General features: G+C 66.4%; 20 protein-coding genes. 13 read left to right on the top strand and 7 right to left on the bottom strand.

Features of this window, described 5'->3' with window-relative positions; translation table 11 throughout:
* Positions 1–96: 96 nt before the first annotated feature.
* Positions 97–1383: a WD40/YVTN/BNR-like repeat-containing protein gene (locus HHL15_RS06315; protein ID WP_169144997.1), complete on the bottom strand. Its 1287-nt coding sequence runs from the start codon at positions 1381–1383 to the stop codon at positions 97–99.
* 97 nt (positions 1384–1480) lie between these two features.
* Positions 1481–3568 (bottom strand): polyphosphate kinase 1, encoded by a 2088-nt coding sequence (gene ppk1 / locus HHL15_RS06310; protein ID WP_169144996.1) that lies wholly within the window; start codon positions 3566–3568, stop codon positions 1481–1483.
* 159 nt (positions 3569–3727) lie between these two features.
* Between ppk1 and ppx the strand changes: the two genes are divergently transcribed.
* The 7 genes from ppx to HHL15_RS06275 are packed head-to-tail and all read left to right on the top strand — an operon-like array spanning position 3728 to position 10429.
* Entirely contained in the window at positions 3728–5242 is a 1515-nt protein-coding gene (ppx, locus tag HHL15_RS06305; protein ID WP_169144995.1) for an exopolyphosphatase, read from the top strand.
* Between the two features lie 10 nt (positions 5243–5252).
* Positions 5253–6383, top strand: coding sequence for an MlaE family ABC transporter permease (locus HHL15_RS06300; RefSeq protein ID WP_169144994.1), 1131 nt, complete (start codon positions 5253–5255; stop codon positions 6381–6383).
* A gap of 11 nt (positions 6384–6394) precedes the next feature.
* Positions 6395–7180: an ABC transporter ATP-binding protein gene (locus tag HHL15_RS06295; protein WP_169144993.1), complete on the top strand. Its 786-nt coding sequence runs from the start codon at positions 6395–6397 to the stop codon at positions 7178–7180.
* Complete coding sequence (locus HHL15_RS06290; RefSeq protein ID WP_169144992.1) at positions 7180–8115, top strand: MlaD family protein; 936 nt, start codon at positions 7180–7182, stop codon at positions 8113–8115. Before HHL15_RS06295 ends, HHL15_RS06290 begins: the two co-directional genes overlap by 1 nt.
* 23 nt (positions 8116–8138) lie before the next feature.
* Positions 8139–8756 carry an ABC-type transport auxiliary lipoprotein family protein gene (locus tag HHL15_RS06285; RefSeq protein WP_169144991.1) on the top strand — a complete coding sequence of 206 codons (618 nt, stop codon included), beginning with the start codon at positions 8139–8141 and terminating at the stop codon, positions 8754–8756.
* A 56-nt stretch (positions 8757–8812) separates the two neighbouring features.
* Complete coding sequence (locus HHL15_RS06280; RefSeq protein ID WP_169144990.1) at positions 8813–9613, top strand: enoyl-CoA hydratase; 801 nt, start codon at positions 8813–8815, stop codon at positions 9611–9613.
* A gap of 9 nt (positions 9614–9622) precedes the next feature.
* Positions 9623–10429, top strand: a complete 807-nt coding sequence (locus HHL15_RS06275) for a TatD family hydrolase (protein WP_169144989.1) — start codon at positions 9623–9625, stop codon at positions 10427–10429.
* On the opposite strand, the gene HHL15_RS06270 is transcribed toward HHL15_RS06275, so the two are convergent.
* Positions 10389–10979 (bottom strand): TetR/AcrR family transcriptional regulator, encoded by a 591-nt coding sequence (locus tag HHL15_RS06270; RefSeq protein ID WP_169144988.1) that lies wholly within the window; start codon positions 10977–10979, stop codon positions 10389–10391. The genes HHL15_RS06275 and HHL15_RS06270 overlap by 41 nt on opposite strands.
* Positions 10980–11203: 224 nt before the next feature.
* Between HHL15_RS06270 and HHL15_RS06265 the strand changes: the two genes are divergently transcribed.
* From HHL15_RS06265 to hemB, 5 genes are all read left to right on the top strand, one after another.
* Positions 11204–11953 carry an electron transfer flavoprotein subunit beta/FixA family protein gene (locus HHL15_RS06265; RefSeq protein ID WP_169144987.1) on the top strand — a complete coding sequence of 250 codons (750 nt, stop codon included), beginning with the start codon at positions 11204–11206 and terminating at the stop codon, positions 11951–11953.
* A complete protein-coding gene (locus HHL15_RS06260) occupies positions 11953–12894 on the top strand; it encodes an electron transfer flavoprotein subunit alpha/FixB family protein (protein ID WP_169144986.1) in 942 nt (313 codons plus the stop codon). The genes HHL15_RS06265 and HHL15_RS06260 overlap by 1 nt, the downstream gene beginning before the upstream one ends.
* Before the next feature lie 32 nt (positions 12895–12926).
* Positions 12927–13589 (top strand): energy-coupling factor ABC transporter permease, encoded by a 663-nt coding sequence (locus tag HHL15_RS06255; RefSeq protein WP_169144985.1) that lies wholly within the window; start codon positions 12927–12929, stop codon positions 13587–13589.
* 58 nt (positions 13590–13647) lie between these two features.
* Positions 13648–15444, top strand: a complete 1797-nt coding sequence (locus HHL15_RS06250) for an acyl-CoA dehydrogenase (protein WP_169144984.1) — start codon at positions 13648–13650, stop codon at positions 15442–15444.
* Positions 15445–16185: 741 nt separating this feature from the next.
* The gene (gene hemB / locus HHL15_RS06245) at positions 16186–17196 is read left to right on the top strand and encodes a porphobilinogen synthase (protein WP_206198630.1); all 1011 of its coding nucleotides are present in this window, start codon (positions 16186–16188) and stop codon (positions 17194–17196) included.
* A 66-nt stretch (positions 17197–17262) separates the two neighbouring features.
* Here hemB and HHL15_RS06240 read toward each other — a convergent pair whose 3' ends face one another.
* From HHL15_RS06240 to HHL15_RS06230, 3 genes are read right to left on the bottom strand one after another with little or no spacing between them, the layout of a single operon-like run.
* On the bottom strand, positions 17263–17763 hold the full coding sequence (locus tag HHL15_RS06240; RefSeq protein WP_235943264.1) for a C40 family peptidase: 501 nt from the start codon (positions 17761–17763) through the stop codon (positions 17263–17265).
* A gap of 19 nt (positions 17764–17782) precedes the next feature.
* On the bottom strand, positions 17783–18220 hold the full coding sequence (gene dtd, locus HHL15_RS06235; protein WP_169144982.1) for a D-aminoacyl-tRNA deacylase: 438 nt from the start codon (positions 18218–18220) through the stop codon (positions 17783–17785).
* Positions 18217–18921 (bottom strand): SIMPL domain-containing protein, encoded by a 705-nt coding sequence (locus HHL15_RS06230; RefSeq protein ID WP_169144981.1) that lies wholly within the window; start codon positions 18919–18921, stop codon positions 18217–18219. Before HHL15_RS06230 ends, dtd begins: the two co-directional genes overlap by 4 nt.
* A gap of 194 nt (positions 18922–19115) precedes the next feature.
* Between HHL15_RS06230 and HHL15_RS06225 the strand changes: the two genes are divergently transcribed.
* Entirely contained in the window at positions 19116–19943 is an 828-nt protein-coding gene (locus tag HHL15_RS06225; protein WP_169144980.1) for a DMT family transporter, read from the top strand.
* Here the strand turns inward: HHL15_RS06225 and HHL15_RS06220 are convergent.
* Positions 19940–20613, bottom strand: a 674-nt coding sequence (locus tag HHL15_RS06220; RefSeq protein ID WP_169144979.1) for a DUF2189 domain-containing protein, incomplete at its 5' end; no start/stop codon positions are given. The two genes, HHL15_RS06225 and HHL15_RS06220, sit on opposite strands and share 4 nt — an antisense overlap.

Here is a 20613-nt window from a genome sequence, read left to right as displayed (position 1 = left end):
AGGGCTTTGGAAAGTGAAAAGTGGAGCGGCCAGGGATGGCGGCTCCACTCGGTGGACCGGGCCGCACGCAGAAGGTGCGATCCGGTCGGGCAGGTCTCAGTAGGCGTAGACGCTGCTGCTGTTGGCACCCACCGCGGTGTAGATGTTCTGGGCGTAGATGAGCCCGTTCATGGCGGTGGTCGGCAGCGGACTGGCCTGGGCGGTCCAGGTGGTGCCGGTGAGCTCGCGGGTGTAGATGGCACCATCGCTGCCCATCGCCACCAGGCGGGTACCGGCGGCCACCGTGCGCAGGGAGGCGCCGAGCACCATGGTGGTCCAGGTGCTGGCATCGGTGCTGGTCAGCACGGTGCCATCCGAGCCGACGGCCACGAAGTAGTAGGTGGTCACGCTGTTGGTGGTGGTGGCCACCGTCGACACGGCGGTGAGCTGCCCGGACTGGGTGGTGGCGCTCCAGTTGCTGGCGTCGGTGCTGGTGAGCACGGTGCCGTCGGCGCCCACTGCCACCCAGACGCCCTTGGTGGAGTAGGTGACGCCACGCAGGTTGGCGGTGACGGCCGGCGTGACCGACGCGGGAGCCGACCAGCTAGTGCCATTGGTGGAGTAGCGGATCGTGCCGTTGTCGCCCACCGCAACCACGGTGGAACCACTGGAGGCGATGGCGTTGAGCGTGGCCGTGGTGCCGGTGGTGGCGCTGGGCACGGTGGTCCAGTTGCTGATGTCGGTGCTGTAGGCGATGTTGCCGCCGGAGCCCACGGCGATGTACTTGGCGATCCCGGTGGAATACACCACTGCCTTGAGGTCGATGCTCGAATCGACGGCGGTGCCGGTGGGCGTGATCCAGCTCAACGCGGCGCTGGAGACGTAGTGGCGGCCGGCGTCGGTATCGGGGGTGCGGAAGATCGCGCCGCGGTCACCGACCGCGACATATGAATAGGTGCTGGAGCTGCTGGTGGTGAGGCCGTAGGCGACGCTGCGCAGGGTCTGGCCGCTGCCGAGGGTGCCACCGGTGGTCCACGAACTCGCAGCCAGGCGGGGGGTGGCGGTGAGCGGGCTGGAGCCCGGGCCGCCTTCGCCGCCATCCTTGCGGCCGTTGAGGCTGAAGGCGTACTGGGTGTCGTTGGTCAGGCCGGTGAGGAGATAGGGCGGGCTGACCTTGAGGCGGTAGCTGGCGGTCTTGTCGCCGGGGGCGACCGTGCTGCCTTCCTTGAACCACAACCAGTACTCGACGCCGGATTCGGCATTCCAGTTGAGGGAGACCTGGTTCTCGCCCGCCGTCACGGTGACGCCACCGGGCGCCGAGGCGGAAGACCCGCCGCCGCCGCAGGCGGTCAGGATGGAGGCACTGAGGAAGGCGGCGACAAGCGGGCGGGAAAGCTGGGACATGGGGCAGGCCATCGGAAATGGATCAGAGCCGCGATTCTACAACAGCATGCCGGTCCTGCTTTCCTTCCGTGCAGGGCCGGCCGCCATGCCGCCGAATTCAGGCCATGGAGATGCCGCTCAGCTCCTTGAGCAGGATCTCCTGGGCGGAGCGCCGGGTGGTCCGGGGATTCTTGCGCCGGTAATGGTTGTCGGCATCCAGTTCCCAGGCCTGGCAGTTGTCGCCCAGGTAGGGGCGCAGGCCTTCCTTGATTACACGCCGTTTCACTTTCAGATCGAGGATGGGGAAGGCGATCTCGATGCGCTTGAAGAAGTTGCGCTCCATCCAGTCGGCGCTGGACAGGTAGAGCTTGTCGGCACCGTCGGCGCCAAAGTAGAAGATCCGGTGGTGTTCCAGGAAGCGGCCGACGATGGAGCGGACCCGGATGTTTTCGGACAGGCCGGGTACGCCGGGCTTGAGCGCGCACACGCTGCGGGCGATCACGTCGATCTCGACGCCGGCCTGGGAGGCCTCGTAGAGCGCCTCGATGGTCTCGGGCTCGAGCAGGGCATTGACCTTGACGATGATGCGTCCCTTGCGTCCGCTGCGAGCGATCTCGGCCTCTTCGAGAATCGCCGTGACCACGTTGGGCTGCAGGGTGAAGGGGGCCTGCCACAGGTGGCGCAGCTTGCCGGCCTGGCCGAGGCCGGTGAGCTGCTTGAACACCTCGGCCACGTCTGCGCCGATCTCCTCGTTGGCGGTGAGCAGGCCGAAGTCGGTGTAGAAACGAGTGGTGCGCGGGTGGTAGTTGCCGGTGCCGAGATGCACGTAGCGGCGCAGGGCGCCCTCTTCGCGGCGGACCAGCAGCAGCATCTTAGCGTGGGTCTTGTAGCCGAAGACGCCATACACCACGTGAGCCCCCACTTCTTCCAGCCGGGCGGCCCAGCTGATGTTGGCCTCCTCGTCGAAACGGGCCATCAGCTCGAGCACTACCGTGACTTCCTTGCCCTTCTGGGCGGCGCGCACCAGGTGTTCCATCAGCACCGAATCGGTGCCGGTCCGATAGACGGTCATCTTGACCGCCACCACGTCGGCGTCATCGGCGGCGGCCTTGAGCAGCTCGATGACCGGCTCGAAGCTCTGGAAGGGGTGGTGCAGCAGCACATCCTGGCGGCGCAGGGCGGTGAAGATGTTCTGGGTCTTCTCGAGGCCGCGCGGACGGCTCGGGCGGAAGGCGCGGTACTTGAGGTCGGGGCGCTCGACCCAGTCGGGCACCTGGTTGAGGCGAACCGGGTTGACCATGCCGGGGACACGGTAGACGTCTTCACCGGCCAGGCCGAACTGGGTGCGCAGGAACTGCTCCATCGCCTCCGAGCAGTTGTCGGCGATCTCCAGGCGCACGGCGTCGCCGTAGTGGCGCTGCTGCAGTTCGCCCTTGAGGGTGGCGCGCAGGTCCTTGACCTCTTCCTCGTCCACGAACATGTCTGAATTGCGGGTGACCCGGAACTGGTAGCAGCCCAGCACGTTCATGCCCTCGAAGAGTTCGCCCACGTGGGCATGCAGCAGGGACGACAGGAAGACGAAGCCGTATTCGACCCCGGTGAGCTCGCTGGGCAGCCGGATCACGCGGGGCAGGGCGCGGGGGGCCTGGACGATGGCTGCGCCGGAGCTGCGGCCGAAGGCGTCGCGGCCTTCCAGTTCGACGGCGAAGTTGAGGCTCTTGTTGAGCACCCGCGGGAAGGGGTGGGCCGGGTCGAGCCCGATCGGGGTGAGGACGGGCATCACCTCGCGCATGAAATAGTCGCGTGCCCACAGGTGCTGGGCATCGGTCCAGGCCGAGCGGCGCAGGAAGACGATGCCTTCGGTGGCGAGGGCCGGCAGCAGGGTGTTGTTGAGCAGGTTGTACTGGTCGGTGATGAGACTATGCACTTCGCGGCTGATGCGGGTCTGCAGCTCCGTCGGCGTGAGGCCGTCGGTGGTGAGCGCCAGGCTGCCCAGGCGTTGCTGCTCCTTGACGCCGGCGACCCGCACTTCGAAGAACTCGTCCAGGTTGCTGGAGACGATGCACAGGAAGCGCAGCCGCTCGAGCAGGGGGACTTCCGGGTCGGCTGCCTGGGCCAGCACGCGGCGCTGGAACTGGAGCAGGGAGAGCTCCCGGTTGATGAAGTTGCCGCTGGGGAATTGGCGCTCTGGATAGGGGCGGTGCATGCTCTTCCTCGTATTCGTCCTGTTGGGCAAGAGTATGTGACGATTGTGTTTCAGGGAGATGACGAGCGGGCGGCTTTGCGTATTACCGGGCGGCGGGTTTGCCCTGCGGTGCTAGAATCCGGGACCTCTGCGCCGCCCGGCGCGCACTCACTGTCATTCATGAATCGCGAATTGATCGCCGCCATCGACCTGGGGTCCAACAGTTTTCGCCTGCAGGTGGGCCGGATCGTCAACGATCAGATCTATCCCCTCGATGGTATCAAGGAGTCCGTTCGACTGGCTGCCGGCCTGTCCGCCGATCGCATGCTCGATGCGGCCGCCCAGTTTCGCGGCATCAGCGCTCTGCGCTGTTTCAACGAGCGCCTGCGTGACTATCCGCCGGAAGCGGTGCGGGCGGTGGCCACCAATACGCTGCGGGTGGCCAAGAACGCGCCCCACTTCCTGGTGCAGGCGGAGGCGGCCCTGGGCTTCCCCATTGAGGTCATCGCCGGCCGCGAGGAAGCCCGCCTTATATATGTGGGGGTGGCCCACACCCTGCCCAATCCCCATCGGCAGCAGCTGGTGGTGGACATCGGTGGCGGCTCCACCGAGTTCGTGATCGGCAAGAGCTTCCAGCCGATTGCCCTGGAATCCCTCTACATGGGCTGCGTGAGCTTCTCGCTGCGCCATTTCCCGGATGGCCGGGTGGACAAGCGCGGGCTGCGCGACGCCGAGCTGGCCGCGCAGAAGGAAATCCAGACGATCTCCCATGCCTACCGTGAGATCGGCTGGGAAGAGGCGGTGGGCTCCAGCGGTTCGGCCAAGGCCCTGGTGGACATCCTCGAGCTCAACGGCCTGTCCGATGGCGGCATCACCCGCAGCGGCCTGGAGAAACTGCGTGCCCTGATGCTCAGGGCCGGCAATGTCAACACGATGCAGCTGGAGGGGCTGCGTCCCGATCGCCTGCCGGTGCTGCCCGGCGGCTTCGCGATCATGTGGGCGGTATTCGAGGAGTTCGGCCTGGAGCGCATGACCTTCTCGGAAGGCGCCCTGCGCCTCGGCGTGCTCTACGACTTGCTGGGCCGCTACCACCACCACGATCTCCGCGATGCGACGGTGACGGCCTTCATGAGCCGCTACGATGTGGACGTGGCCCATGCCCGACAGGTCACCGAAACGGCCCGCAACTTTCTGCTGCAGCTCGATCCCGCTTCGGCGGACGGAGACAACGTGGACGCGCGTTTTCTCGAGTGGGCCGCCAAGCTCCATGAGATCGGGGTGTCGGTAGCCCATTCCAGCTATCACAAGCACAGCGCCTACATTCTCGGCAATGCCGACATGCCGGGCTTCTCGCGCATGGACCAGGGGCGTCTGGCGCGCATGGTGCTGGCACACCGGGGCAAGCTGTCGCGGGTCGGGGCCCTTGATCCGGACAGCCCCGAGTGGCGCCTGATCCTGTGCCTGCGCCTGGCGGCGGTGGTGCACCGCGCGCGGGACGGCCGTGGCGTGCCGCCGCTGCGCCTGAAGCATGACGGGCGCGGCTATGTGCTGGTGGCCGAGGCCGAGTGGCTGCGCGATCTGCCGTTCACGGCGGCGGCGCTGGACGAGGAAGAGCGCCAGTGGCAGTCCATCGGGATGCCCCTTAAGCTGCGGGTGGAGCGTGCCGCGGCCCGCAATCCGGCGGGTAGCGCCTAGTCCGGCCCCGATGTCACCGGTCAGCCCTGCGCCAGCCCTGCGCCTGGAGGCCGATGCCGGTGACGGCCGGGTGTGCCTGTCGGGGGATTGGACCCTGGCTGCTCTGACGGCTGATCCGCGGCGGTTGCGCGACGAACTTGAGGGCATGCCGGTGCAGGCTGCCTGGAGTCTGGCCGACGTGTCGCGGCTCGACAGTTACGGCGCCCTGTTGTTGTGGCGGGTCTGGGGGCGCCGCCGGCCGGAGAACCTCGAGCTGCCGCCGGCGCTGGAGGCGGTGTTCCAGCGGGTCGAGGCGATCCCGGTGCTGACCTGCCCGACCGAGCCGCCTTACCGCTTTCTGGACGGCACCGCCCAGGTGGGGCGCATCGTCATCGGGATCGGGCACCACGTGGTCGGTTTCGTGGCGCTGGTCGGCCAGATCCTGATCGACCTGTGGGGGTTGGTCGGTGACCACAAGCGCTGGCCCGTCCTCGAAATCTCCGCCAATTTCTACAAGGTGGGTGTGCGGGCGATGCCCGTGACCGCGCTGGTCGGTTTCCTGATCGGGGTGGTCATGTCCTACCTTTCGGCCCTGCAATTGCGCGCTTTCGGGGCGGATTCCTTCATCGTCAACATCCTCGGCCTGGGCATCATCCGGGAGCTGGGGCCGGTCCTGGTATCGGTCCTGGTGGCCGGCCGCTCGGGTTCGGCGATGACGGCCCAGCTGGGCGTGATGCGGGTGACCGAGGAGATCGACGCGCTCACCGTGATGGGGATTTCGCGCTATGTCCGCCTCGTCGTGCCCAAGGTGGTGGCGCTGACCCTGGCCATGCCGCTGCTGACCCTGTGGGGCTCGGCGGTGGCGATCTTCGGCGGCATGGTGTCGGCCAACCTGCAGCTGGATCTGAGTTTCGACTACTTTCTCAATGCGCTGCCGCGGGCGGTGCCGGTTGCGAACCTGGTGATCGGCCTGGTGAAGGGCGCGGTCTTCGGTTTGCTGATCGCCCTGGTGGCCTGCTACTTCGGCCTGCGGGTGCGTCCGAACACCGAGAGCCTGTCGGCCAACACCACCACCTCGGTGGTGGCATCAATCACCGTCCTGATCATCGTCGATGCGGTGTTTGCGGTGGCCACCCGCTCCATCGGGCTGCCGTTCCGGTGAGCGCCACAGCGATGAGGCCGCCGCCAGCGCTCCCGGTGGAGCTCAAGGGTGTGTCCACCTGCTTCGGCAAGACCTGGATCCACAAGAATCTCGATCTGGCGGTGTCGGCGGGGGAGGTGGTGGCGCTGGTGGGCGGGTCGGGGAGTGGCAAGACGACGCTGCTGCGCCAGATGGTGGGTCTGCTTCAGCCGGCGGAGGGCGAGGTGCGCCTGTTTGGCGAAACCCTGGGCGAAGGCGGGCGGAGCGCCCGGCTGGCACGGCGGCGGCGCTTCGGCATGCTGTTCCAGCATGGTGCCCTGTTCTCGGCGCTCACAGTGTTCGCCAACATTGCCTTTCCGCTGCGCGAGTTCGGCCTGACCGATGAGGTGCTGATCCGCGACCTGGTGCTGCTCAAGATGGCCATGGTGGAGCTGGAGCCCGAGGTGGCTGCGCGGATGCCGGCCGAGTTGTCGGGCGGCATGGTCAAGCGGGTGGCCCTGGCGCGCGCCCTGGCCCTGGAACCCGAGTTGCTGCTGCTCGATGAGCCGACGGCGGGTCTCGATCCGGATCGCAGCGCGGGCTTTGTGGATCTGATCCGCTCGCTGCACCGCAGCCTGGGGCTCACCGTGGTGCTGGTGACCCATGACCTGGACACCCTGGCTGCTCTGGCAAGCCGGGTGGCTGTGCTGTCGGAAGGACGTATACTCGCCGCTGGCCCCCTGGAAGAGATCATGACCGTGCAGGACCCCTTCATTCAGCGTTTCTTCCACAGCGAGCGCAGCCGTGCCGCGCTGGCCAGGGCAGGGGAGTCCCGCTGATGGAAAACCGGGCCCACGCCATCGCCACGGGTCTTTTCGCCATCCTGCTCAGCGGGGCGGTGGTGCTGGCCCTGTGGTGGTTTTCCGACAAGCGGGAGGCGACCCGGCAACTTGTCCTGGTGACCTCGGGCAGTGTCAATGGACTCAATCCCCAGGCGACCGTCCGTTATCGGGGCATCGTGGCCGGACGGGTGGCACGGATCGACCTCGATCCCGAGGATCACCGCAAGCTGCTGGTCATGGTGCGGATCCGCAACGACTTGCCGATCACCCGGGCGACCCGGGCGCGCCTGGCCACCCAGGGGGTGACCGGACTGGCTTTCATCGCGCTGGATGACCCGGGTGATGGGGCGGAGCCCATCGTCGGTGAGGTGCCCCGGATTCCGTTGGCACCCAGCGTCATCGAGGAACTGACCACCGGCGCGCTGCAGACCCTGCGCCAGCTGCGCGACATGTCGGAACGTCTGGCCACGCTCACCCGGCCGGAAAACCTGGCTCGTGTCGAAAACACCCTGGCCCGCCTGGAGTCGTCCAGCCGTGGCCTCGACCAGACCTTGCAGGAAACGCCACGCCTGGTGGCCGATCTGCGCCGCTTCCTGGACAAGGACAACCTTGATCGCATCGGCCGGACCTTGAACAACCTCGAGCGCGCCAGCGCGGAGGCGGCGCCGATGGCCGTCGAGGGGCGCAAGCTGCTGGTGCGTCTGGAAAGCGCCGGCGCTCGCCTGGAGACATTGACCAGCAGCGTCGGCGAGGGGCTGTCGGGTTCGACGCTGCCGCGCATCAACGGCCTGGTGCAGGAGCTGACCACGACCTCCCGGCAACTGTCGGGGCTGCTCGACGAGGTCGAGCGCTCACCCCAGATGCTGATCCTCGGCCGCGAGACCCCGCAGCCCGGGCCTGGCGAGGCGGGTTTCAGGCCCCCCGTCCGATAGTCTTTCCGGAGTCCGTCCCCCTCATGCGCCTTGCCCGATTCACCCTTGCCTTGCCCCTGGCCTTGCTGCTGGCCGCCTGCGCCGTGCCGTCCCGTCCGGCGGCCCAGGCGGTGCATGACTTTGGCGTGCTCGACGCGGTGGCGGCACCGGCCGGCATTGCGGCGCTGCGCAGCGTCGAGGTGCAGCCGGCGCCGTGGCTGGCTGGCACTGCCATCGGCTATCGACTGCTGCAGGTTCAGCCGACGCGCCGCCAGGTTTATGCGGAAAGCCGCTGGGCAGCGCCGCCGGCGCCGCTCGTCGAACTGGCCCTGCGGCGTGCCCTCGGTCCGGGGCAGGGGGTTTGCCGCCTGCGCATCGAGCTGGACGAGTTTGCCCAGGTCTTCGGGCCGGGTGATGACAGCCGCGGCGTCATCGAAGCCCGTGCCAGCCTGTTGCCACCGCGGGCCGAGCAGACGGTGGCCAGCCGCGCCTTTTCGCTCAGCCGGCCGGCTCCTGCAGCCGACGCGGCGGGCGGTGTGGTGGCCTTGCAGGCGGCTACCCGGGACCTGGCGCGCGAACTGGCGGGCTGGCTGAACGGACTGAATGAGGAGGGCGCCGCACCGGCAGATGTCCGCAAGCCGCGGGCCCTGTGCGCGCCATGAGTTTCAAGCCATGACCGGCAGGCACGTGCCGGCATCCAATCAAGGAGGAGAGGACCATGAGTGCAGTAGCTGAGAATGTCCAGGAACCGATGTTGCTGCGTAGTGATGTCGATGGTGTGTGTACGCTCACCCTGAATCGCCCGGGCCAGTTCAATGCCCTGTCGCAGGCCATGCTCGAGGTGCTGCTGGCCGAGCTGGTAGCCGTCGCGGCAGACAAGTCGGTGCGCGTGGTGGTGCTGGCCGGGGCAGGCAAGGCCTTCTGTGCCGGCCATGACCTGAAGGAGATGCGCGGCAATTACACCAAGTCTTTCCAGCAGGCCCTGTTCCGCCTGTGCGGCAAGGTGATGATGCAGATCGTTGCCATGCCGCAGCCGGTGATCGCCCGCATCCACGGCATCGCCACCGCGGCGGGCTGTCAGCTGGTATCGATGTGTGATCTGGCGGTGGCCTCCGACGTGGCGCGCTTTGCCGTGTCGGGCATCAATGTCGGCCTCTTCTGTGCCACGCCGAGTGTGGGCCTGTCCCGCAATATGGGCCGCAAGGAGGCCTTCGAGATGCTGGTGACCGGCGACTTCATCGACGCAGCGGAAGCGAAGCGGCGCGGGCTGGTCAACCGGGTGGTGCCCCTCGACAGCCTGGACGAAGAGGTGGCGCGCCTGACCGCGTCGATCTGCGCCAAGTCGCCGGCGGCCATCGCCATGGGCAAGCAGATGTTCTACAGCCAGCTCGAGATGGGGCTGGATGCGGCCTATCAGCACGCAGCCGAGGTGATGGCCTGCAACATGATGTGCGAGGACGCGGCGGAGGGCATCGACGCCTTCATGGCCAAGCGCAAGCCGGTGTGGACGGGCAAGTGAGCCGCTGACTTGCTGATCGACACCCACTGCCACCTGGACGCAGCCGAGTTCGATGCCGACCGCCAGGCGGTCATCGAGGTCGCCCGCGCCTTGGGCGTGGCGGGTTTCCTGGTGCCGGCGGTGGCGCTGGACAACTTCGGGGCGGTGGCCGGCCTGTCTGCGGCCAACCCGGATTGCGTCCACGCCTACGGCATTCATCCCCTGTACGTGAAGCAGGCCCGCGAAGAGGATGTGGATGCCCTGCGCGACCGGCTGGCGGACGGGACGGCGGTGGCGGTGGGCGAGATCGGTCTGGACGGTTTTGTGCAGGATGGCGATCTGCCGCGCCAGGAGCGTTTCCTCGATGCCCAACTGAAGCTGGCGGTGGCTTTCGGGCTGCCGGTGGTCCTGCATGTGCGCCGCGCCCAGGACCGCGTGCTCAAGGCCTTGCGCAGGCATCGTCCGCCGGGGGGCATCGCCCATGCCTTCAATGGCAGCCGGCAGCAGGCCGAGGCCTTCATCGGGCTGGGCTTCAAACTCGGCTTTGGCGGGGCGATGACTTATTCCGGCTCAAGGCGTATCCGGGACCTGGCTGCGACACTGCCCCTGTCGGCCATCGTACTGGAAACCGACGCGCCGGATATCGCGCCGGCCTGGGGGGCGGGGCAGCGCAATGATCCGGCCAACATCCGGCGCATGGCGGAGGTGCTGGCCGAGTTGAGGGGGATGGATGTGGCCGAGGTGATCGAGGTGACCGGCGCCAATGCCTTTGCCGCGATTCCAGGTCTGGAGCGGATCAGGAGGCCGCTGGCACCGGGGTCGGGCTGCGGGCGATGAGCGCTCGGATGTCGTCCTTCATGCGCGCCACGTCGCCATCGAACTTTTCGCAGTTCATCATCGAGACGCCGAAGACATAGGCATACAGCAGCATGCTGCGGGTGGATGCCTCGTGCATGGGTACGCCGCAGGCCAGGAAGAGGTCGCGGGCGCAGCGCAGGCGCCACGCATCGACCTCCTCGACGATGGCGGCGGCGGCGGCGTCGCGGCGGGCCCACTCGCGCATGGCAAGCTCGATCAGGATGCCCTTGCGGTTGCGGCTGGCGCTGTAGACGTCGATCACGTGGAAGATCTGCGCCACCTCGCCGCCGGGTTCACGCCGGGTCTGCTTCACGATGTCGCGGATGCGGCCTTCCTTCCAGGTCTCGAGTACGCCCGAGAGCAGGTCCTGGCGGTCCTTGAAATGCCAGTAGAAGCTACCCTTGGTGACATGCAGCCGCTTGGCCAGGACTTCGACGCGCACGCCGGTGACGCCTTCTTCGGCAAGGATGTCGAGGGCGCCCTGAATCCAGGCCGCGCGGTCGAGTTGCAGGCGGGGTGTTTTTTCCATTCGGCGTAGTATTGACGGTTTCTGGCCCATACGCTACCGTACGGAAAGTGACAAAGCAAGATGCCTGTGAGAAGCTGGCGTCTGCTGATCCGGCGCGTGCTGCGCGCATACGGCGCGACTGGCCGGCAGTCCAAGAAAAGGCTCGTGGGAGCATCCCGGTTCAAGGATGGGAGTCCCGCAGGCCGACAAGATCAGTGGAGAAATCCTATTTAAGGAGCGCAGCATTGAAGATCCTGGTTCCCGTTAAACGCGTGGTCGATTACAACGTCAAGGTGCGGGTCAAGAGCGACGGCACCGGCGTGGATATTGCCAACGTCAAGATGTCCATGAATCCCTTCGACGAAATCGCCGTCGAGGAAGCCGTACGCCTGAAGGAGGCCGGTGTGGCCACCGAGGTGGTGGCAGTGTCCTGCGGCGTTGGCGCCTGCCAGGAAACCCTGCGGACCGCCATGGCCATCGGTGCCGACCGCGGCATCCTGGTCGAGACCGATGTCGAGCTCCAGCCGCTGGCTGTGGCCAAGCTGCTCAAGGCCCTGTGCGACAAGGAACAGCCCCAGGTGGTGATCTGCGGCAAGCAGGCCATTGACGACGACGCCAACCAGACCGGCCAGATGCTGTCTGCGCTGATGGGCTGGCCCCAGGCCACCTTCGCCTCCAAGGTGGCGGTGAGCGCAGGCAAGGCCACGGTGACCCGCGAGATCGATGGCGGCCTCGAGACCCTCGAGATCGCCCTGCCGGCGGTGGTGACCACTGACCTGCGCCTCAACGAGCCGCGCTATGCCACCCTGCCCAACATCATGAAGGCCAAGAAGAAGCCCCTCGAGACCGTCAAACCGGCGGATCTGGGTGTGGACGTGACGCCTCGCCTGACCACCCTGAAGGTGGTCGAGCCGCCCAAGCGCAGCGCGGGTGTGATGGTGGCTGACGTGGCTCAGCTGGTCGAAAAACTCAAGAACGAAGCGAAGGTGCTGTGATGACGATCCTGGTTGTTGCCGAGCACGACAATGCGTCCCTGAAGGGCGCAACCCTCAATACCGTCTCCGCCGCTGCCAAGCTGGGCGGTGATGTCGTCATCCTGGTCGCCGGCGCCGGCGCCGGTGGCGCCGCCGAGGCCGCCGCCCGGGTGGCCGGCGTGAGCAAGGTCCTGGTGGCCGATTCCGCGGTCTTCGCCGACCAGTCCGCCGAGAACCTCGCCAGCCAGGTGGTGGAAGTCGTCAAGGCGGCCGGCGGCGCCATCAGCCACGTGCTGGCTCCGGCCACCACCTTTGGCAAGAACGTGCTGCCCCGCGTGGCTGCCGTTCTGGATGTGGCTCAGATCTCCGAGATCGTCGCGATCGAGTCCGCCGACACCTTCGTGCGCCCGATCTACGCCGGCAATGCGCTGGCCACGGTCAAGTCCGCCGATCCGGTGAAGGTCATCACCGTGCGTACCACCGCCTTTGAGGCTGCGGGTGAGGGCGGCGCTGCGGCGGTGGAGCAGGTTGCCGCGGTGGCCGACTCCGGCCTCTCCCGGCTGACCGGCCGCGAGCTGACCAAGTCGGCTCGCCCGGAACTGGGCGCCGCCAAGATCATCGTCTCCGGTGGTCGCGGCCTTGGCAGCAGCGAGAACTACCACAAGGTTCTCGAGCCGCTGGCCGACAAGCTCGGCGCCGCGTTGGGCGCGTCCCGCGCTGCGGTGGATGCGGGCTATGTGCCGAACGACTATCAGGTCGGCCAGACCGGCAAGATCGTCGCTCCGCAGCTTTACCTGGCAGTCGGCATCTCCGGTGCCATTCAGCATCTGGCCGGCATGAAGGACTCCAAGGTGATCGTGGCGATCAACAAGGATCCGGAAGCGCCGATCTTCCAGGTGGCCGACTACGGTCTCGTGGCCGACCTCTTCGAAGCGGTGCCGCAGCTCACCTCGGCGGTCTGAGCCAGGCTTTCAAGAGACGCAGGGCCGGCTGAATGAACTTCGCGCCCGACCTCTTTCCCGCAGGCTGGCACGCTTTCGCCGTGCTTTGCGGGTTGGGGGTCGGAGTGTGGGTCTTCAGAACGGCTCCCTGGCGGCGCTTGGGTGACGGGCATCAGCTCAACGCCTTGCTGGGGGCGGCGGTTATCCTGACCCTCCTGTGGAGCATGAATGCCGGGGTCTATCCGGGGCTCAATCTCCATCTGCTGGGGGCGATGGCCACCACCCTGATCTTCGGCCCGCAATTGGCCCTGGTCGTGCTGGCCCTGGCGCTTGCCGGTGTGACGCTCAACGGCAGCGTCGAGTGGGCTGCCTACCCCATCAATCTGCTGATGATGGTGATCGTTCCGGTCGCTACGGGGCGGTTGTTCTTCCGGACTGTCGAGCGCTGGCTGCCCCGGCATTTCTTCGTTTACATATTTGTCAATGCCTTCCTGGGCGCCGCGGTGATCGTCCTCGTGCAGGGCTTTGTCGCGTCCCTGAGCCTGTATGCCGCCGGCGCTTACCCGGCGGACAAGCTGCTGTCCGAATACCTGCCGTTTTTCCTGTTGCTGGGCTTTGCCGAGGCCTGGTTGTCAGGCATGGCCCTGACCCTGATGGTGGTGTATCGCCCGGAGTGGGTCGCAAGTTTCGATGACCGCAGCTATCTGAACAAGTAAGCCGGCCTCGCGGGTCCGGAGGTCGTAACACCTACAACAACATCGTGGAGAAAAAACAATGAGCAGCTATAACGCACCGATCCGTGACATGCAGTTCGTCCTGCGCGAACTCGCCGACATTGAGGCCGTATCGGCCCTGCCCGGATGTGAGGATGCGAGCCCGGACCTGGTCGATGCCATCATCGAGGAAGCCAACAAGTTCGCCAGCGGTGTGCTGGCACCGCTGAACTGGACAGGCGACCAGGAGGGCGCCCGCTGGGACAACGGAGAGGTCCGCACCGCGACCGGCTGGAAGGATGCGTACACCCAGTTTGCCGAGGCCGGCTGGACGGCTCTGGCCTGCGATCCGGAATTTGGTGGCCAGGGGCTGCCCAAGCTGGTTTCCACTGTGGTGATGGAAATGTGGCAGGCCGCCAACATGGCCTTCTCCCTGTGCCCGATGCTGACCAACGGCGCCATCGAGGCCGTCAAGCTGTGCGGCACCGACGAGCAGAAGGCGGCTTATCTGCCGAAGATGATCAGCGGCGAGTGGACTGGCACGATGAACCTGACGGAGCCCCAGGCCGGTTCCGATCTGGCCGCCGTGCGCACCCGCGCCGTTCCCCAGGGTGATGGCACCTACAAGATCTTCGGCCAGAAGATCTTCATCACCTACGGCGAGCACGACATGACCGACAACATCGTGCACCTGGTGCTCGGCCGTCTGCCGGATGCGCCGGAAGGGGTGAAGGGGATCTCCCTGTTCGTGGTGCCGAAGTTTCTGCTCAATGCCGACGGCACGCCGGGTGCCCGCAACGACGTGCACTGCGTTTCCATCGAGCACAAGCTGGGCATCCATGCCAGCCCGACGGCGGTGCTGGCCTTCGGTGACAACGGCGGCGCCATCGGCACCCTGGTCGGCGAGGCGAATCGTGGCCTCGAGTACATGTTCGTGATGATGAACGAAGCCCGCTTCGCCGTGGGCATGGAAGGTCTGGCACTGTCCGACCGGGCTTACCAGCAAGCGCTGGCCTACGCCAAGGACCGTGTCCAGGGTACCGAGGCGGGGGTCCGCGGTGGCCCGAAGGTCAGCATCATTCATCATGCCGACGTTCGCCGCATGTTGATGAGCATGAAGTCGCAGGTCGAAGCCCAGCGTGCGCTGGCTTATGTGGTGGGCGCTGCCACCGACATGGCCCATCACCACCCGGACCAGGCCGTGCGGGCCAGCAACCAGGCATTCGTGGATCTGATGATTCCGGTGGTGAAGGGTTGGCTCACCGAGGCTGCCATCGACATCACCTCTACCGGCGTGCAGGTTCATGGCGGCATGGGCTTCATCGAGGAGACCGGTGCCGCCCAGCATTTCCGTGATGCGCGGATCACCGCCATCTACGAAGGCACCACCGCGATCCAGGCCAACGACCTCATCGGCCGCAAGATCGCCCGCGAAAACGGACTGACGGTGAAGGCCGTGATTGGCGAGATGCGCAAAGTGGAGGCCCAGCTGGCCGAAGCTGCGGGCGATGAGTTTGCTGCCATCCGCAAGTCACTGTCGTCCGCTGTGACCGCGCTTGAAGAAGCGGTAGCCTACATCGTCGCCACCTATGGTGGCGACATCAAGGCTGCGTCAGTGGGGTCGGTGCCTTTCCTCAAACTGCTCGGGATTGTCGCGGGCGGCTGGCAGATGGGGCGTGCCGCACTGGTGGCGAGCCGTCGTCTTGCCGAGGGGAATGGCGATGCATCCTTCTACCAGGCCAAGATCGTGACGGCCCGCTTCTACGCTGATCATGTGCTGTCCCAGGCTCCCGGCCTGGCCTATGCGGTGGTCAATGGTGCGAGCGGTGCGCTGGCGCTGTCCGAAGAGCAGTTCTGAGTCGGGCTGCTGATGCGGAAGGGAGGGGACCTGCGGGTCCCCTTTTTTCATGCAGGTCTTGCCGCTGATGGAGATTCAAGTGACACGTCAATGAATTTACACTGATGCAGTGCACCATGCGGCATAGTTCCGGGTGCGGCATCCGGTTTCGGGTGCATGCTCAACATGTCCCTCAGAGAGCTGGCCAATCGGGGATGCGGAATGGATGTTCTTCCGGGAGAATGCCCCCAAGGCCGGTCATAAGCTGTCAAGACAGTAAAAGGAGAACGTCATGGTCGGAATGTCCTGGTGGATCGAGTACTGGGCGGGTGTCATGGATAACTGTATGGCCCATCTCGTAAGCTGGTCGCCGCCATTGCCTGGCGAGGGGTCGGAGAAGAAGTGACCCTGAATTGCTCGTAATGGGTTGTTGAGGGCTTTGTGTTTCCGGGCTGTAGGACGGGAAATATGCCTTCGGGCAAAACCGCCTTCGGGCGGTTTTCTTTTTCCTGGATCAAATCCCGACAGCCCCGTGAGGGCTTAAAATCCGGAGCGCTTCGAACGGCAGCCTGTTGGCCGGGGTCAGAAAGAAAAAACCCCCGGCGAGGGGGGCCGGGGGCAGAAAAATGCCTTGCTTGCTCAAGGCACCCGCTCAGGGAGGTATAGCGGGAGACGGTTCAGCACCATCTGTTCCTTTGTTCGTCGGGCGGCGGGAAAGTTCCGCCCCCGATTCGTATCCGGATGTAAGTTCGCGAGATCTCCATGAGTCCAGTCCATTCCGTGTTTCCCGCAACCCGCATGCGTCGCATGCGCCGCGATGATTTTTCCCGCCGCCTGATGCGCGAGCATCGACTGTCGGCGGACGACCTGATCTACCCCGTCTTCGTGCTCGAGGGTGAAGGGATCGTGCAGCCGGTGCCGTCGATGCCCGGTGTCAGCCGTATGTCCCTCGACAAACTGCTGGAGGTGGCCGAGGAGGCCGTGTCCCTGGGCGTGCCGGCCCTGGCCCTGTTCCCGGTGATCGACAGTGAGCGCAAGTCGCTGGGGGCCGAGGAGGCCTACAACCCGGACGGCCTGGTGCCCCGCGTGGTGAATTCCCTCAAGCAGCGCTTCCCGGAACTGGGCGTGATCACTGACGTTGCCCTTGATCCCTACACCAGCCACGGTCAGGACGGCCTGATCGACGCATCGGGCTATGTGCTGAATGACGAGACCCTCGAAGTGCTCGCCCGCCAGGCCCTGTGCCACGCTCAGGCGGGTGCCGACGTGGTTGCACCGTCCGACATGATGGATGGCCGGGTCGCCCGCATCCGGGCCGAGCTCGATGCCGCGCAGCAGATCCACACCCGCATCCTGGCCTACTCGGCCAAGTATGCCTCGGCCTTCTATGGCCCCTTCCGGGATGCGGTGGGGTCGGCGGGCAACCTGGGCAAGGGCAACAAATACACCTACCAGATGGATCCGGCGAATTCCGATGAGGCCATCCGTGAAGTGGCGCTCGATATCTCGGAAGGCGCCGACATGTTCATGGTGAAGCCGGGCATGCCCTACCTGGATATCGTGCGCCGGGTGAAGAGTGAATTGAAGGTGCCCACCTACGTCTACCAGGTGAGCGGTGAATACGCCATGCTGAAGGCCGCGGTGGCCAATGGCTGGCTCAGCGAGCAGGCCTGCGTGCTGGAGTCGCTGGTAGGCTTCAAGCGGGCCGGTGCGGATGGCATCCTCACCTACTATGCGCTGGATGCGGCCCGCTGGTTGAAAGACGGCGCCTGAATCCAGTTCGCCTCATGGCCATGGCCCCGGCGAGGAGTGGGGCTGGCCATGGCCCTGGAGATGTGTTCAGCCTTCCGGCAGCAGCGTGCGGGCGCCCTCGAAGCGCTCGGCGAAGTAGCGGCTGTCCAGCCGGTCCATCCTGACCTTGCCCTTGCTGCTGGGGGCGTGAATGAACCTGCCGTCGCCCATGTAGATGCCCATGTGGGAGTAGGGGCGGCCGAGGGTGTTGAAGAACACCAGGTCACCGGGGCGCAAGGCCTGGGTGGCAATCGGACGGGTCCGCTCGGCAATCCCGGCGGCGTTGTGGGGCAGGCGGCGCCCGCTCACCTGCTCCACGATGTAGCTCACCATGCCGCTGCAGTCCAGACCGGCGTCCGGGTTCTTGCCTCCGAACCGATAGCCGGTGTCGAGCAGCCCCAGGGCGAACATCACCATCTCCTGGCCGTGGTCCTCGCTGGGCAGGGCAAACCAGCCGCCGTTGGGGGGGCGGTGGACCTGGGGGGTGGGGGCCGGGCTGTCAAAGCGCCTGGGGCTCTGGCCGCAGCCGGCCAGCAGCGCGGTAAGCAACAGCAGGGCGGCGCCGAGCTCAGGCCGTAAGCCGAAAGGTGACCGGACCATGATTGACCAGTGATACCGTCATTTCCGCGCCAAATTCCCCGGTGGCCACCTCGGTGTGCTGCCGGCGGGCGAGGGCGACAAATTCATTGAAGAGGTGTTCCGCCACGTCCGGGGCCGCGGCGGGCGTGAAGCTGGGGCGGGTGCCCTTGGCTGTGTCGGCGGCCAGCGTGAACTGGGATACCAGCAGCAGACCACCTCCGGTGTCTGCCAGCGAACGGTTCATGCGGCCGCCCTCATCCGGGAATACCCGGTAGCCAAGCAGGCGCTCGACCATGCGGGCGGTGTTGGCCGGCCCGTCGCCCCGTTCGACGGCCACCAGCGCGAGAAGGCCGGGGCCGATCTCGCCGACTGTCCGATCCGCTACGGTGACGCGGGCCTCGAGGACGCGCTGGATCAGGGCGATCATTCGAGGAGTTCGATCTGGCCGCTGACGTTTACCGTGACAGGGCTGTCGCCGGCTTCGATGGGGGCGGGCGGAGCACCATCGGCACTCATCATGGGCGCGGCGCGGGCATAGGCGATCATCGGCTTGGGCTGGATCCCGCCGGTGTGCACCGACACCTGGCGGATCTTCCATTTTTTGCCCAGGGTGCCGGCCACCAGCCGGGCCCGGGCCTCGAAGGCGCCAAGGGCCTCGACGATGGCTTCATCGGTCGATTTCTTCAGGGTGGCGGGCGACGGGCTGGCGTTTAGCCCAGTGACGGCCATGCTTTGCTGGAGCTTGCCGAGCAATTCGGAGAGCACCGCCGAGTCACCGCTCTCGAGGGCCAGGGTTGAGCGCATGCGCCAGGCGTCTATGCTCTTGCCGGTCTTGCCATACACCGGATAGGTGGCGTTGCCGGCCGAGCGCAGCTTGACGGCGGGATAGGCGCGAGCCGTCTGGATGGCCTGGGTCACCGTGAGATTGACCCGCCGGGCCAGCTCGCCGGGGCTGGCATCGGTGGCCTCCGCGTACACTTCGGCGCGGAACAGGTCATTGGGGGTACTGCGGGAGGCTTCCACCGAGAGATCGGCGGTGGGCGGCCCTGGAGGCTCGGCGGCCCATGCGGAGCCGGCGGTGAGGGCGACGGCCAGGAGGGTGAGGAGGGGGGCAGGACGGAAGCTCATGGAGCGGCTCCTTGAAGGCTGATGGCACAGGCTGTGCGGAACGGCGTCATTCTCGCCGAATGGCTGGCGGATGCAAGCGTCGGGCGAGGAGCTGCGCTTGTAACGGGCCGCAGGACAGGTGAATGTCCGCCATGGCTTGACCCGGCCGGGGGCGGGAGGCAGGATCGAGGCCCTTTGCCTTGCTGATTGTTGTCATGGATCGTTCTCGTGCCCTGGGTGCCAGCCTGGTGGCCTTGTCCGCCGCGTCCTTCGGGGCGATGGCCATTTTCGCGCGCCTCGCCCTGGCCGAGGGTGTGGACGTGCCGACCATGCTCTTCCTGCGTTTTGCGGTGGCGGGTGGCCTGCTCGCGGTCTTCATGGCCGTGTCCGGCCGGCCCTGGCCGGTGGGGCGAAACCAGCGCGTCCTTATCCTGATGGGGGCGGTCGGCTACGTGGGCCAGTCGTTCTGCTTCTTCTCAGCCCTCGGGCATGCTTCGGCGGGGCTGGTTGCGCTGTTGCTGTACCTCTATCCGTTCATCGTAACCGTGCTGGGCGTGCTTTTCCTGGGAGAGCGCCTGACCCGGCTGCGGCTTGGGGCTGTGCTGGCGGCTTTGAGCGGCACGGCCCTGATCCTGGGTTCCGGCATCGATGGCAGCCCGCTCGGGATCGGCTTCGGCCTGGCCGCGGCGCTGATCTATTCGGTCTACATCCTGGTCGGGGGCAAGGTGTTGCGCGAGGAGGACCCGCTGGCGGCTGCCGCCGTGGTGATGCTGGCGGCAGCGGCCGTGTTCGGCGTACAGATGCTCTTGCAGGTGCCTGCGCCACCGACCACCCCCACCGCCTGGGCGGCGGTCATCGCGATTGCCCTGGTGTCCACCATCGTCGCCATGGTGGGGTTCTTTGCAGGCTTGCGGCGTCTTGGGGCCGCGGATGCCGCCACCCTGTCGACCCTGGAGCCCGTGGTGACCTTCGTCCTTGCGGCGCTTGTGCTGGGCCTGGCTGCGGTGGCGGCGCTTGCCCGTGGCAAGCGCCCGGCTTCTTAGCGCGGCAACGGTTCCACCAGATCCCGGTAGGCGTGCCAGGTGGCGTGGCCGACGACCGGCATCAGCACGGCCAGGCCGATGTGGAAGCTGAGGAAGCCGAGCAGGGTGGCTCCGACGATCAGCACGGCCCAGAACAACAGCGGCAGGGGGTTTTCCGCCAGGGCGCGGATGCTTGCCAGCATGGAGGTGATGGCATCCTGGTTGCGGTCCAGCATCAGCGGAATGGACACCACGCTGACGGCGAAGACCAGCAGCGCGAAGACCAGGCCGACCGCGAAATAGACGATCAGGAACTCCAGGTTCTCAAGGGCCAGCACCTGGGTCAGGAAGCCCGTGAGATTGGGCAGCTCCTGAGTGTAGAACATGGCGAAGACCACCAGGGAGGCGCGCGCCCAGATCAGGAAGATGACGGTAAGCACACCGGCAAACACGGCGATGTTGCCGGCGTTGCGCCGCCACACGGTGAGAGTGGGCGCCAGGGCGCAGGCTTCGCCTTTTTCCCGGCGCCGGGAAAGCTCGTACAGGCCCATCGCGAAGAACGGGGCGAGGAGCAGGAAGCCAGTGGTGACTGCCGAGGTGTATTGGTAGGCGTGCTCGAAGACGAATGTGACGAGCAGGCCCATGCCGGTGAAGCAGAAGCCATAGAAGAGGCTGGCTGCCGGGCAGGCTT

The organism is Zoogloea dura, assembly GCF_012927165.1.
Taxonomy (GTDB): Bacteria; Pseudomonadota; Gammaproteobacteria; order Burkholderiales; family Rhodocyclaceae; genus Zoogloea; species Zoogloea dura.
The sequence above is the reverse complement of the archived record's forward strand: the minus strand, read 5'-3'. Positions and strand labels throughout refer to the sequence as shown.

Bases quoted from the DNA above. Each gene is read 5' to 3' on its own strand.
- HHL15_RS06285 (WP_169144991.1), top strand. From the start codon at position 8,139: ATGCGCCTTGCCCGATTCACCCTTGCCTTGCCCCTGGCCTTGCTGCTG.
- HHL15_RS06270 (WP_169144988.1), bottom strand. From the start codon at position 10,979: ATGGAAAAAACACCCCGCCTGCAACTCGACCGCGCGGCCTGGATTCAG.
- dtd (WP_169144982.1), bottom strand. From the start codon at position 18,220: ATGATCGCCCTGATCCAGCGCGTCCTCGAGGCCCGCGTCACCGTAGCG.
- HHL15_RS06295 (WP_169144993.1), top strand. From the start codon at position 6,395: ATGAGGCCGCCGCCAGCGCTCCCGGTGGAGCTCAAGGGTGTGTCCACC.
- ppx (WP_169144995.1), top strand. From the start codon at position 3,728: ATGAATCGCGAATTGATCGCCGCCATCGACCTGGGGTCCAACAGTTTT.
- HHL15_RS06300 (WP_169144994.1), top strand. From the start codon at position 5,253: ATGTCACCGGTCAGCCCTGCGCCAGCCCTGCGCCTGGAGGCCGATGCC.
- HHL15_RS06255 (WP_169144985.1), top strand. From the start codon at position 12,927: ATGAACTTCGCGCCCGACCTCTTTCCCGCAGGCTGGCACGCTTTCGCC.
- HHL15_RS06280 (WP_169144990.1), top strand. From the start codon at position 8,813: ATGAGTGCAGTAGCTGAGAATGTCCAGGAACCGATGTTGCTGCGTAGT.
- hemB (WP_206198630.1), top strand. From the start codon at position 16,186: ATGAGTCCAGTCCATTCCGTGTTTCCCGCAACCCGCATGCGTCGCATG.
- HHL15_RS06260 (WP_169144986.1), top strand. From the start codon at position 11,953: ATGACGATCCTGGTTGTTGCCGAGCACGACAATGCGTCCCTGAAGGGC.
- HHL15_RS06225 (WP_169144980.1), top strand. From the start codon at position 19,116: ATGGATCGTTCTCGTGCCCTGGGTGCCAGCCTGGTGGCCTTGTCCGCC.
- HHL15_RS06250 (WP_169144984.1), top strand. From the start codon at position 13,648: ATGAGCAGCTATAACGCACCGATCCGTGACATGCAGTTCGTCCTGCGC.
- HHL15_RS06315 (WP_169144997.1), bottom strand. From the start codon at position 1,383: ATGTCCCAGCTTTCCCGCCCGCTTGTCGCCGCCTTCCTCAGTGCCTCC.
- HHL15_RS06290 (WP_169144992.1), top strand. From the start codon at position 7,180: ATGGAAAACCGGGCCCACGCCATCGCCACGGGTCTTTTCGCCATCCTG.
- HHL15_RS06230 (WP_169144981.1), bottom strand. From the start codon at position 18,921: ATGAGCTTCCGTCCTGCCCCCCTCCTCACCCTCCTGGCCGTCGCCCTC.
- ppk1 (WP_169144996.1), bottom strand. From the start codon at position 3,568: ATGCACCGCCCCTATCCAGAGCGCCAATTCCCCAGCGGCAACTTCATC.